17 protein-coding genes are annotated in these 12,433 nt (G+C 39.8%); 16 read left to right on the plus strand and 1 reads right to left on the minus strand.

The window, feature by feature from the left end; translation table 11 throughout:
• Positions 1-117 precede the first annotated feature (117 nt).
• The 13 genes from M2369_RS17230 (at position 118) to M2369_RS17290 (ending at position 8,868) form a co-directional block, all read left to right on the plus strand.
• Positions 118-1,014, plus strand: a complete 897-nt coding sequence (locus M2369_RS17230) for a manganese catalase family protein (RefSeq protein ID WP_019743902.1) — start codon at positions 118-120, stop codon at positions 1,012-1,014.
• 184 nt (positions 1,015-1,198) lie between these two features.
• Positions 1,199-1,441 (plus strand): YkuJ family protein, encoded by a 243-nt coding sequence (locus M2369_RS17235; RefSeq protein ID WP_003212254.1) that lies wholly within the window; start codon positions 1,199-1,201, stop codon positions 1,439-1,441.
• Between the two features lie 139 nt (positions 1,442-1,580).
• On the plus strand, positions 1,581-2,096 hold the full coding sequence (locus M2369_RS17240) for a ribonuclease H-like YkuK family protein (protein ID WP_024719568.1): 516 nt from the start codon (positions 1,581-1,583) through the stop codon (positions 2,094-2,096).
• 149 nt (positions 2,097-2,245) lie between these two features.
• Positions 2,246-2,437, plus strand: a complete 192-nt coding sequence (gene abbA, locus M2369_RS17245) for an antirepressor AbbA (RefSeq protein ID WP_008347999.1) — start codon at positions 2,246-2,248, stop codon at positions 2,435-2,437.
• Between the two features lie 146 nt (positions 2,438-2,583).
• Entirely contained in the window at positions 2,584-3,027 is a 444-nt protein-coding gene (cbpB, locus tag M2369_RS17250) for a cyclic-di-AMP-binding protein CbpB (RefSeq protein ID WP_007498671.1), read from the plus strand.
• A gap of 96 nt (positions 3,028-3,123) precedes the next feature.
• The gene (locus M2369_RS17255; protein WP_039168691.1) at positions 3,124-4,005 is read left to right on the plus strand and encodes a transcriptional regulator CcpC; all 882 of its coding nucleotides are present in this window, start codon (positions 3,124-3,126) and stop codon (positions 4,003-4,005) included.
• 95 nt (positions 4,006-4,100) lie between these two features.
• Positions 4,101-4,508: a DUF4275 family protein gene (locus M2369_RS17260; RefSeq protein WP_058337405.1), complete on the plus strand. Its 408-nt coding sequence runs from the start codon at positions 4,101-4,103 to the stop codon at positions 4,506-4,508.
• Between the two features lie 199 nt (positions 4,509-4,707).
• Positions 4,708-5,184, plus strand: a complete 477-nt coding sequence (locus M2369_RS17265) for a flavodoxin (RefSeq protein ID WP_008347992.1) — start codon at positions 4,708-4,710, stop codon at positions 5,182-5,184.
• On the plus strand, positions 5,174-6,067 hold the full coding sequence (locus M2369_RS17270) for a WD40/YVTN/BNR-like repeat-containing protein (protein ID WP_058337404.1): 894 nt from the start codon (positions 5,174-5,176) through the stop codon (positions 6,065-6,067). The genes M2369_RS17265 and M2369_RS17270 overlap by 11 nt, the downstream gene beginning before the upstream one ends.
• A 16-nt stretch (positions 6,068-6,083) precedes the next feature.
• Entirely contained in the window at positions 6,084-6,542 is a 459-nt protein-coding gene (locus M2369_RS17275) for a flavodoxin (RefSeq protein WP_008347989.1), read from the plus strand.
• Between the two features lie 109 nt (positions 6,543-6,651).
• Positions 6,652-7,362, plus strand: coding sequence for a 2,3,4,5-tetrahydropyridine-2,6-dicarboxylate N-acetyltransferase (dapD, locus tag M2369_RS17280; protein WP_008347987.1), 711 nt, complete (start codon positions 6,652-6,654; stop codon positions 7,360-7,362).
• 34 nt (positions 7,363-7,396) lie between these two features.
• Positions 7,397-8,575, plus strand: a complete 1,179-nt coding sequence (locus M2369_RS17285) for an N-acetyldiaminopimelate deacetylase (protein WP_045034211.1) — start codon at positions 7,397-7,399, stop codon at positions 8,573-8,575.
• Positions 8,576-8,625: 50 nt separating this feature from the next.
• Positions 8,626-8,868 (plus strand): YkuS family protein, encoded by a 243-nt coding sequence (locus tag M2369_RS17290; protein ID WP_003211408.1) that lies wholly within the window; start codon positions 8,626-8,628, stop codon positions 8,866-8,868.
• A gap of 22 nt (positions 8,869-8,890) precedes the next feature.
• On the opposite strand, the gene M2369_RS17295 is transcribed toward M2369_RS17290, so the two are convergent.
• Positions 8,891-9,700: a mechanosensitive ion channel family protein gene (locus M2369_RS17295; protein ID WP_259255232.1), complete on the minus strand. Its 810-nt coding sequence runs from the start codon at positions 9,698-9,700 to the stop codon at positions 8,891-8,893.
• 271 nt (positions 9,701-9,971) lie between these two features.
• Here M2369_RS17295 and ahpA point away from each other — a divergent pair, with 271 nt between their 5' ends.
• From ahpA to M2369_RS17310, 3 genes are all read left to right on the plus strand, one after another.
• Positions 9,972-10,514: a biofilm-specific peroxidase AhpA gene (gene ahpA / locus M2369_RS17300; RefSeq protein WP_007498654.1), complete on the plus strand. Its 543-nt coding sequence runs from the start codon at positions 9,972-9,974 to the stop codon at positions 10,512-10,514.
• A 278-nt stretch (positions 10,515-10,792) separates the two neighbouring features.
• A complete protein-coding gene (locus M2369_RS17305; RefSeq protein WP_008345174.1) occupies positions 10,793-11,251 on the plus strand; it encodes a TlpA disulfide reductase family protein in 459 nt (152 codons plus the stop codon).
• Between the two features lie 480 nt (positions 11,252-11,731).
• Entirely contained in the window at positions 11,732-12,313 is a 582-nt protein-coding gene (locus tag M2369_RS17310) for a Rok-like winged helix domain-containing protein (RefSeq protein ID WP_110487267.1), read from the plus strand.
• Positions 12,314-12,433: the final 120 nt, after the last annotated feature.

Genomic DNA, 12,433 nt, shown 5'->3' on the forward strand with positions numbered 1-12,433 from the left:
TTGGCGCTACCCCCGTCAAGTTTTTTTTGTGCGCCAATCATTCCCTTCATGCATAGGACATCCCAATTCATCCATACACCTTAAATGATGATAGTTAGACAGTAGGAGGGAAAAGTCATGATCAAACGTGACAAGCGGCTGCTGATTGATTTACCAATGCCAGATCACCCAGATGCAAATGGTGCAGCGGCTGTGCAAGAATTACTCGGCGGAAAATTTGGTGAAATGTCCACATTAAATAACTACATGTTTCAATCGTTTAACTTTAGAGGGAAACGAAAGCTCAAACCATTTTATGATCTTGTATCAAGTATTACAGCTGAAGAATTCGGTCATGTAGAGCTTGTGACAACTGCAGTCAATCTCATGATTACGGGAACCACCCATGGGGGCGATCCAGATACGACCCCAATGAAAGCGGCTGTTGATAAACGAAATACGCAGCATTTTATCCAAACGGCACAAACAGGCTATCCGTTTGACTCCATGGCAAAGCCATGGACAGGTGAGAATGTGTTCTCAAGTGGTAATCTGATTCTGGATCTTCTTCATAACTTCTTCCTAGAGTGCGGAGCTCGCACGCATAAAATGCGCGTATATGAAATGACGGATCACCCTACGGCAAGAGAAATGATCGGTTATTTACTTGTCAGAGGCGGCGTACATGTTGTGGCGTATGCAAAAGCCCTTGAGGTAGCGACAGGGGTAGATGTTGGGAAGATGCTACCAATTCCAAATCTCGACAATAAATACTTTGACTCTGCAAGAAAGTTTGAAGATCAGAATATTCATACAAAACTGTATACATTTAGTGATACGGATTATAAGGATATCAATCAAATTTGGAAAGGAAACCATCCGATTGATGGAAAGCCGCTGACAGTTATTGAGGGCACGCCAAAAGGTGCACCCGTGCCAGATTATAGAGATTTGCCGGAAGAGTTTGCTCCAGGTATTTCAAAAGAAGATTTTGACGAAATTGCGAAACGCCTGATGAGATCGGCCGGTTTATAAAAAACAAGATGCATGAGAAAAGAAAAAAGACTCAAAATAAAAAAACAGATTCTTTTTCTTTTTTTGAATTCAAGAGGAAAAATATCATCTGAGAACACTTTATGGTATGATGCTTTGTAGGACTTGTGTATAATCAATACGGGTTCATCTTGAGTTGTTTTTTTGAAAGGAGTCTTTTTTTAGAATGTCACAATTAATGGGTATCATTACAAGGCTGCAAAGTCTTCAAGAGACAGCAGAAGCTGCAAACGAGCCGGCACAGCGTTATTTCGAAGTGAACGGTGAGAAAATCTGTAGTGTTAAGTATTTCGAAAAGAATCAAACGTTTGAATTGACTGTTTTTCAACAAGGGGATAAGCCAAACACTTTCCCATTTGACAACATTGATATGATTTCGATTGAGATTTTTGAGCTTCTACAATCCTAAGCTGAATCGTATGAAATGTTTTTTCTAAGAATTCCTTCGTTGATTGCGGAAGCATACACTTCATAAGTGATGAACAAATAGAAGATGATCATTCAGTGCAATATTCGGATAAGAGACCATTGAAAAGGAGTTCCTTTCTGTGAGTGATTCTTTTTTTTTTAATCTTTCTGAAGAGCATTTAGCGTTTTCTGATGTTGTCATGAGAATGAAAGACTTTATTCAGAAAGACCCGAGATCTGTTTATGTACTATCAATTGGTACGGACTCTCAGGTCAATCAGAATGTCACAAGATTTATGACTGCAATTCATCTTCACCGGATCGGCAAAGGAGCTTGGGGCTGTCTCACGCAGCAAGTGTTGAATCGGCCTGTACAAAGTCTTAGAGAAAAAATTTCATTAGAGACAGCGTTTAGCCAAAAGGTATGTGCAGACATCCTTGAGGGACCTTTAACAGAACTGATGGATTTGCTTCTTCCGTTTGCTGAGGAAGGGGCAGACCTTCGTTTTGAAGTCCATCTAGATATTGGCAAAAAAGGAAGTACAAAAGAGCTGATCCAGGAAATGACCGGAATGATCACAGCCATGGGAATTGAAGCAAAAATAAAACCCGACTCATACGCAGCATTTTGCTACGCCAATCGATACACAAAATAAATTCCGTCATTTTTCTCCAAACGTTGTCGAAACGTGCGGTTGACGATTCGATTCTAGTTCCTTATTCTAGCTGTATAGAGAGGAAGCAGACATTCAAACGCCTGCTAATCAATATAAAAGCATATATGAAACAGGGGGCCTGATGTTGAATGAGCGTCATCGAAAATCGTTTTAATGAAGAAGAGAAAAAGCTATTATTAAACGTATTACTGAATCAGGAATATGCTGTCGAATTACTAAGCAGTGAGATCAATGATATAGAATGTGGAACAAAAAATGTCGACGACAATACGTATAAGAAATTGATCACATTGTATGACAGAGTAAGGTTTGAGAATTAATATCGATTGAACATTCTATTAGATACTCTACGCTGAGTATCTTTTTTATGCAGAAAAAAATCTTTCGACAAAATTCGTTTTAGTTTATGCTTAATGTTAAAGGGGAATGTATGATTGATGATTGAGAGAAAAGGGGTCGAAGAAACATGATAGAGATAGAACCGGCTCAATTACTTGAGTCAACAGTAGCTGAGCATATGATTGATGCAGATAAAGTGGCACACGTTCAAATTGGAAATAATCTTGAGCACGCCCTATTGGTCCTGACAAAAACAGGATATACAGCCATACCTGTTCTGGATGCTTCTTATCACCTTCATGGGTTAATTGGAACAAATATGATCATGGATAAAATCTTTGGCTTAGAACGAATTGAATTTGAAAAGCTCGACCAATTGAAGGTAGAAGAGGTCATGCTATCAGATATTCCAAGACTGAAAACGACGGATCCTGTTTTAAAAGGCGTTCACGCTGTGACGAATAATGGATTTGTTTGTGTGGAAAATGAAGAGCAAGTATTCGAAGGAATTTTCACTCGGCGTGTTGTATTAAAGCGCTTAAATGAAGTCATTCATTCCGCAAAAAAATGAGCTGCAGCCCAGCTTATTTTTTTTGCCTTCATAAGCTATTATTTATATAATGACTATATAAAATAAGAAAAACTTATCAAGAGAAGGAGGGCGTTCATGCAGCTTCAAGAGTTACATATGCTTGTTGTACTTAGTGAGGAATTGAATATGAGAAAGGCTTCAGAGCGGCTCTTTGTCTCTCAGCCTGCCTTATCTCAAAGACTGCAAACGATTGAAAAAGAGTGGGGAACCAAAATCTTTTTTCGTTCACAAAAAGGCTTGACAGTCACTTCAGCTGGCGAACAGATTATTCAATTCGCCAAAGAGGTCACGACTGAGCAGGATCGAGTGCGAGAGAGAATTGACGAGCTTGAAGGAGAAATTCACGGTACACTCAAGCTTGCAGTTGCGTCCATTATTGGTCAGCACTGGCTGCCAAAGGTGCTGAAGCGGTATGTCGAGAAATACCCAAATGCCAAAGTATCTCTTGTGACAGGCTGGAGCAGTGAGATGCTTAAAAGTCTGTATGAAGACCATGTCCACATTGGCATCATTCGCGGGAATCCTGATTGGAAGGGCACAAAGGAATACTTAATGACCGATCATTTATATTTAGTCGATTCTGTCATCAAGGACGTGGATGAGTTAATTGAGACAGAACGCCCGTTTATTCAATTTAAAAGTGATAGCACCTATTATCAAGAAATTCAGCACTGGTGGCATCAAAAGTTTAAAGTGTCGCCAAAACAGACGATTCTTGTGGACCAGATTGAGACATGTAAACAAATGGCCTATCACGGTATCGGCTACGCCATTTTGCCTTCGGTCACCTTATATGATCATGAGAAAAGTGTACACAAAACCCCGCTCGTAGACGCAAATGGAGAGCAAATCGGACGTGACACATGGCTGTTAGGATATGAAGCCTCTTTTCAGTTAAAACAAGTTCAAGCATTTGTTGGTGTGGTGAAAGAAATGCTTGAAAGTGAGGCAGTGTAAGTACTTCTGGAAGAGGAGGTGCTTTTTAGGATAAGTGGTTTGATTAGGTTTCTAATAGATTTATCTACTGAAAAAGCAGAAAGCTGGAAGAAATGATGAGAAATCAACAAAAAAAGAAGATGGATATACCGAAGTGGGGAACTTATTTACGCGAGAGATGGCGTGGACGTTTTGCAAGTCATCTTTCTTTAGAAGAACAAAAAGAGATTGGGATGGATGGTTTCCTATGGCACTTATGCAGCTGGGGAAAAGTTGAATGCCTTGAAAAAGAGGCAGCGATAAACGCCTTTCATCAGCAATCAAAGCATACATGTACTATTTTTTATCAATTTACTCAAGAAGCGTATCTGTTTGAAAACGCCAAGGAACTGTCAGTGAAGGAATTGCCATATACAGACGGACACATGGACTATAGCGATCTGTATGTCATGGATTGGGAAGAAAATTGGACATTTGTGATGACGCACGAATCCGATTGCGGTCCATATTTTATTCAGAAATAAAAAAAGAGTAAATCACAAAGAGATAGAGTGATAATCAATTATAGCCGCCTTCCAATTGGAATGAGCGGTTTTTTGATGTACGTCATGTTTATTTTGAACAGCACCTTTTCATAAAACATTTGACAATGAAAATCATTATCATTTAAAGTGTACATATAATAATTGAAAATGATTATCATTTAGATGAGGTGACCAATAGATGAAAGCACTAATTGCATTTGCGAGTATGTCTGGCAATACGGAAGACATGGCAGCGATCTTAAAACAAACGCTTGAAGGAAAAGGGATAGAGACAGAGATGATGGAATTTGACGACACAAGTGCAGAAGATCTTTCTTCATACGATTATGTCATGATCGGCTCTTACACATGGGGTGACGGTGATCTCCCTTATGAAGCTGAAGATTTTTATGAAGAGGTCTCAGCTCTTGAACTTAGTCACATCAAAGCGGCGGTATTTGGATCAGGCGATTACAGTTATCCGAAGTTTTGCGAGGCTGTTCATACCTTTCATGACATGCTGAAATCGACAGGTGCATCCGTATTTCCTGAAACATTGAAAATGGAACTTGCACCAGATACAGATGAAGATGTGGCGTGCTGTGAGGAGTTTGCAACGAGCTTTTTAACGTGGGCATCATTGTCTGAGAAAAGAGTTGAAAATCATGTTTCATAAAGGTGCGACAGCTGTTGCTGCGTCTAAAAGTGGCGGCTACTTTGTTGCCGTCAAACGAGAAGGTATTTTTCATTACAGTGTGGAGGGCGGATGGCAGCAGCTTTTTAAGCTCAAGCATAAAATCCACGCTATCAGTTATATTGGTCCGTATTTGTTCGGAGTTGGTGAAAATGGAACTGTCATACGATCAGGAGATGAGGGCCACACATGGGCGCTATCATCTTTTCCAACAAATGCAGTTGTTTGGTCTATTACAGGACGCAAAGATGGGTTTGTATGCGCACATGGAAAGCATAGTATTTATGTGTCAACCGATTTCGGAATTTCCTGGGAAATTATGAAGCCGTTTGCTCATGTGAATCAGCCCCCTGTGATTCGTTCATTATGTGTAGCCGGTGATTATCTTTATATTGGAACGCAGATTCATGAGGTGCATGGAGGAATATGGGTGTATGACTTGCAAAGTGAACAGATTTTTCTCCTAAACAGAGAAGAGCACCGAATGACTGCTTCTATGCTGCTTTGCAGGGAACACCTCCTTGTCTGTGCGTTGGGCTCTAAAAAAGGGAAAAGAGGGTCTGTTCAAATTTTAGACTTACATACAAATATGCTGCATGATATTCAATCACAAGCTTTTGCGCAAGAGGAATCATTTTTGGATGTGTCAGAGGATAACGGCATTGTGTACGTGACCACTTCACAGGATGAGTATGGATTTTCTAAAGTGTATCAGCTTGATATAGAGCAAAAAGAGCTCAAATGGTTTGATACGATCAAAGGGCACGGTTTTCGTGTCGCCAATCAAAAGGAGAATTTTTTCTGTGCGGGTTTATATGAAAGTAAGTTTGTCAGGCCTTATGAGGAACCTGCACTGATTCATTAATAAGGAGGAAGAAAAAGTGACGAAAAAAGTTTTATTGGTGTATGCCACAATGTCAGGAAATACAGAAGCAATGGCTGATTTAATCGAAAAAGGATTAAAGGAAGCTGGTGCTAGCGTGGACCGGCATGAAGCGATGGATATTGATGCTGAACTTCTTCATGATTACTCGCACATTCTGTTAGGTGCATATACTTGGGGAGATGGTGATCTTCCAGATGATTTTATTGATCTATATGAAGAAATGGAAGAGCTTGATTTGACGGGTAAAGCATTTGCTGTATTCGGTTCTGGAGATACATCTTATGAACATTTTTGTGGAGCTGTGGATTTAATTGAAGAAAAAGTGAAGGAGCTGGGCGGTGATATCGTCCTACCATCCATCAAAATAGAGCTGAATCCAGAAGGAAACGAGGAAGAGGAATTGATTTCTTTTGGGAGACAATTTGTTCATCTTCACCAGCAAGAAGCGGGATAAAGAGGCCCGCTTGTTTTATTTGCCAAGGCGCAGACAATTCTTTCACTTGTCATTAAAACTCTCCTTTGGTACAGTAATGAAGTATAAATTAAGAGGAGGACATACATACATGAAACAAATGGACGCTAATGAAATTATTTCATTTATTCAAAATAGTACAAAATCAACACCTGTTAAAGTCTACATTAAAGGGGACTTAGAAGGTATTGAATTTGGTGAACATGCAAAAACATTTATCACAGGTAACACTGGTGTTGTCTTCGGTGAGTGGAGCGAAATTCAAGAAGCTCTAGCATCAAACAAAGACAAAATTGAAGATGTTGTCGTGGAAAATGACCGTCGTAACTCTGCGATTCCTATGTTGGATTTGAAAAACATCAAAGCACGTATTGAGCCAGGTGCAATCATTCGTGATCAAGTGGAAATTGGCGATAATGCAGTCATCATGATGGGTGCTTCTATTAATATCGGTTCAGTCATCGGTGAAGGTACGATGATTGATATGAACGTTGTTCTTGGCGGCCGTGCGACAGTAGGTAAGAACTGTCATATCGGTGCGGGATCTGTTCTTGCAGGTGTTATTGAGCCGCCTTCTGCTAAGCCAGTTGTAGTAGAAGATGATGTTGTCATCGGTGCAAACGCTGTTGTTTTAGAAGGTGTGACAATTGGAAAAGGTGCAGTTGTAGCAGCTGGAGCGATCGTTGTGAACGATGTCGAGCCTTACACGGTTGTAGCAGGTACACCTGCAAAGAAAATCAAAGACATTGATGAAAAAACAAAAGGTAAAACTGAAATCAAACAAGAACTGCGTCAGCTTTAATTGACACAATTCGCAGCTGAAGACATAGACGTGGATGATATATCCACGTCTTATTCGTATAGAGGAAAGGAAGCGAGTTCACTTGTTAAATCGTGAGCAATTAATATCCATTCGAAGAGATTTGCACCAAATTCCTGAGCTTGGTTTTAAGGAATTTAAAACACAAGCTTACCTCATCAAGCATCTCGAATCGTACCCAACAGATCGAATCGAGATGGAAACATGGCGGACTGGACTTTTTGTGAAAGTAAAAGGGACAAATCCTACGCGCGTCTTTGCGTATCGTGCAGATATGGACGGATTATCTATCCCTGAAGAAACGGGCTACCCATTTCAATCGGTACATGAAGGCCACATGCATGCATGTGGACATGATCTTCATATGACCATTGCTCTTGGTATCATTGATCATTTCGTGCATCAGCCAATCAAAGAAGATCTGCTATTTATTTTCCAACCGGCAGAAGAAGGGCCAGGCGGAGCTGAACCAATGCTTGCAAGTGATGTTCTAAAAAAGTGGACGCCAGACTTTATTACAGCGCTGCATATTGCACCTGAATATCCAGTCGGCACGATTGCAACAAAGCCGGGCCTATTATTTGCTAATACGAGTGAGCTTGTGATCGATCTTGAAGGAAAAGGCGGGCATGCCGCATACCCTCATTTAGCAAATGATATGGTGGTGGCTGCAAGTGCACTAGTAGGGCAGCTGCAATCGGTGATTTCACGAAATGTGGACCCTCTTGATAGTGCCGTCATTACAGTTGGCACGATTACAGGTGGCACTGCTCAAAATATCATTGCGCAGCACGCAAAGCTGGATGGAACCATTCGCACGCTCTCGCCAGAGTCTATGGAAAAGGTGAGAAAACGAATTGAAGCACTGGCAAAGGGAATTGAAATTGGCTACGAATGCAAGGCGACAGTTCGATACCCTTCAGCTTATTACGAAGTGGACAATTCAAAGGATTTGACAGAGGAATTTATGTCATATGTAGCCGAAGAAGGGCTTGCGAATGTCATTGAATGCAGAGAAGCGATGACAGGAGAAGATTTCGGCTACATGCTGAAAAAATACCCTGGGTTCATGTTTTGGTTAGGGGTAGATTCAGAATATGGACTGCACCATGCCAAGCTGACTCCTGACGAAAATGCGATTGAAACAGCTGTGAACGTCATGACGGCTTATTTTAAAAAGCAAGCAGGTGAATGAATAATCAAATGACCTCCTGTACACCTTATGTACAGGAGGTGTTCTTGATTATGACAAGAATTGGTGTAGAACCATCTTTATCCGATGTAGAAGAGCTTTTGAAGCAAAAAGGGTATGATGTCGTACGTATTCAAAATGAACAGCAAATGGATCAGTGTGACTGCTATGTGGTCACAGGACTAGATTCAAATGTTCTTGGCATTTCAGACACAACGACAAAGGCATCTGTCATTACAGCGTCAGGTATGACGGCTGATGAAATTTGTCAAGAAGTAGAACAGCGTGTTCAATAAAACAAACAAAAGAACCAGGATATTATGATCCTGGTTCTTTTTGCTCTTTGGCTAGATCGAGTGCTGCTTTCATTTTTTTGCGCAGAATTCGTTCGACACGCCACTGCTCCATCGTTTCAGTTTTTGCAATGATACGAAGGACGAGGGATGAGGAGTCAAATGATTCCACTCCAACGACTTGAGGACCTTCGATGATTTGCGGCATGCTCTCACGAACTTCATCACAGGCTGCTTGCAAAGTGGTGATCATCTGATCCACATTTTCATCTGGGGATAATTCGATATCAACGAGTGCCTGCATCGTCCCTCGTGAATGATTGCTTACATTAAGTATACTTCGGTTTGGAATGAAATGAAGAGTGCCATCAAAGCTTCTAAGCTGTGTTGTTCTCAGTCCAATTTGTTCAACGATCCCATCGAAACCAGCAACCGTTATATACTCGCCGACATCAAATTGTTTTTCCAGCAGTATGAAGAAGCCTGTCACAATATCACTCACTAATCCTTGAGCGCCAAATCCAATGGCAAGTCCTACAACACCTGCACCAGCCAGCAAGGCGGTTGGGTTATAATGAAATAAGTCGAGGATCATCACAACTAGAATAAAAATCAGCAAGTAGGCGAAAATATTTAAGGTAAGACTTTGCAGCGTTTGAGCTCGTGATAAAGAGACATCGTGCTTCTCAGAGAATGCTGAATAGGCACGCTTAATCATCTTGTTTCCAATCGCTCTGATGATAAAATAAATCACAAAAATAGCGATTAATTTTAACAAAATTATACTGCTGTTCATGATGATGGAAACCCAATCTACTTGTTCAAGTGCTTTCATGATCTTCAAAACCTTTCTATGTATGTGCGAAATGAGAAGCTAATCATTTGTTCCCTTATGCAAGTCATGTTAAACTTTTAATAGTTGGAGCGAGAGATTGTGACAAATCGTTAATTAAATTTATTATTAATTAATATTGACTAAAAATCGCTTAAGTATTATAATTATATTTGTGAAGTTATTAACTAAATGAGAATTTAACCTATTGATTCTCATTTTATATACAGCTAAGAAGTCTGTATAAAGATATTATTTTTGGAGGGATTTACATATGGCAGAGCGTTTTGTAGGAAAACAAGCTCCACGTTTTGAAATGGAAGCAGTACTTGCTAATAAGGAATTTGGTAAAGTGAGTTTAGAGGAAAACATCAAGAATGACAAATGGACAGTTCTTTTCTTCTATCCAATGGATTTCACTTTTGTTTGTCCAACTGAAATTACAGCAATGAGCGATCGTTATGATGAGTTTGAAGATTTAGATGCAGAAATCATCGGTGTATCTACTGATACAATCCATACGCATCTTGCTTGGATCAACACAGATCGTAAAGACAATGGTCTTGGAGAATTAAAATACCCACTAGCTGCTGACACAAACCACACAGTATCTAGAGAATACGGTGTTTTAATTGAAGAAGAAGGAATTGCACTTCGTGGTCTATTCATCATTAACCCAGAAGGCGAACTTCAATATCAAACAGTATTCCACAACAATATCGGTCGTGATGTAGATGAGACACTACGTGTTCTTCAAGCATTACAAACTGGTGGACTTTGCCCAGCGAACTGGAAGCCTGGTCAAAAAACACTTTAATTGATAGTTGAAGAAACAGTCTAACTGATGTTAGACCTTCAGATTGTTGACAAAGGGCTAAAATGTTGTTTATTTTAGCCCTTTGTCTTCTTTTCAGCGTGATAGAAAACCTTTGCAGCCCCCTAGGAAGGACGAGTACTGGCGCGAAGCGAATGTGACATTCGTGAGCACCAGTACGCAGGACTGACAAAGAATGCGAGGGTTTGTCTACATGCTGGGGTCTAACTGATGTTAGACCTTTTTGTTTCGAGACATACAATGGATGGAGGCGCTTCAAAATGAAATTACGTCAACCAATGCCAGAACTAACTGGTGCAAAAGAATGGTTAAATGGAGAAGTAACAAGAGAAGAATTAATTGGTGATAAACCAACATTGATCCACTTCTGGTCAGTTAGCTGTCACCTTTGTAAAGAGGCGATGCCGCAAGTGAACCAATTCCGTGATGAATACAAGGATCAACTAAACGTGATCGCAGTTCATATGCCACGTTCAGAGGATGACCTAGATCTAGAAAAAATCAAAGAGGTTGCAAATGAGCATGAAATCACACAGCCAATCTTTGTAGACAGCGACCATAAATTAACAGAAGCATTTGAGAACGAATATGTACCAGCTTACTATGTATTCGATAAAACAGGTGCTTTACGCCACTTCCAAGCTGGCGGAAGCGGTATGAAAATGCTTGAAAAACGTGTCAATCGAGTTCTTTCTGAGTCTGAAAAGGCTGCAGAATAGGCTTTCCCCCATTCATGGGGGTTTTTTCATGGGGAAAAATAGGAGATATATTGCACTGGATGAATATGATTGTAGGTGGAATGCCTAAGAAAAGAGAAAATGAGGGATTTCATTAAAAAAATTTCCTGAAACAAAAAGGTAATATGACCTATTTACATTTTTAATTTGAAATGAAAATGTAAAGATTTTAACTTTTTACTATTCAGAACGTTTTTGCACAAAAGAAATTTCAGTTTGGTAAATAACTATATAAATCAAGTAGTATAAGCATTTATTCAAAATTTTTACAATATTTTAAAGGTGGTCAAAAGCCTATAGTGGCAATGAAATGGGTGCCGATTTTTCTTCTTTGGCAAAATTTTAGTTGGAAATACCTATCTGATAGCAAACTGTAAAATGATAAAAAAATAGTTGATAAAATTAGTTTTCTAATCTAATATTTACTATAGAATATTTTTTATATGATGAGGGGGAAATCCATTGTTTAATGAGAGGGAAGCGTTACGTTTACGATTGGAACAATTAAATGAAGCAGAAGTAAAGGTCATCCGTGAATATCAAATTGAACGAGATGCGATTTACGCAAAACTAAGAGAATTAGACCGTCAAGGTACAGGTCTCGTCACAGATACAAAAAAAGAAGTGCGTACAGAGAGAAAAACAGATTCACTGCCTGTATTAGCTGAGCTGGCTGCACAAGAAATGAGAAGCTACAATCAGCCTGCGCAAACGCAGTCAAACGTTACATCAACTTTAGGAACAGGTCAGCTAAATGGTGCACCTGTAGGTATTCCTGAAGGATCTACAAGACGCAGAAGAGGCACAGCTAGACCTGGATCAAAGGCAGCTAAGCTTCGTGAAGCTGCAATCAAAACATTAAAGCGTCATAATGCGGCGATTAAAAGCTCTGAACTTCAAAAAGAGATTGAAAAAGAAAGCGGTCTTGAAATTCCAAATATGACAACGTTTATGCAAAGCTTAATTAAAATGTACCCAGAAGTGAAGAAACCTTATCGCGGACAGTATATTTTAGAAGGCGACATTCAAACAGAAGACGAATAAATAAAAAAGAAACTGCTGGGCGTAAATGGGACTGACCCCCGTTTTTGAGACAGGGATCAAAACACCTTTATACAGCCAATTGCCGATAGTTTATCGGTGATTGGTTGTTTAGTTTCGTTT

Source organism: Bacillus sp. JUb11, from assembly GCF_024807925.1.
In the GTDB taxonomy this organism is placed as follows: Bacteria; Bacillota; Bacilli; order Bacillales; family Bacillaceae; genus Bacillus; species Bacillus altitudinis.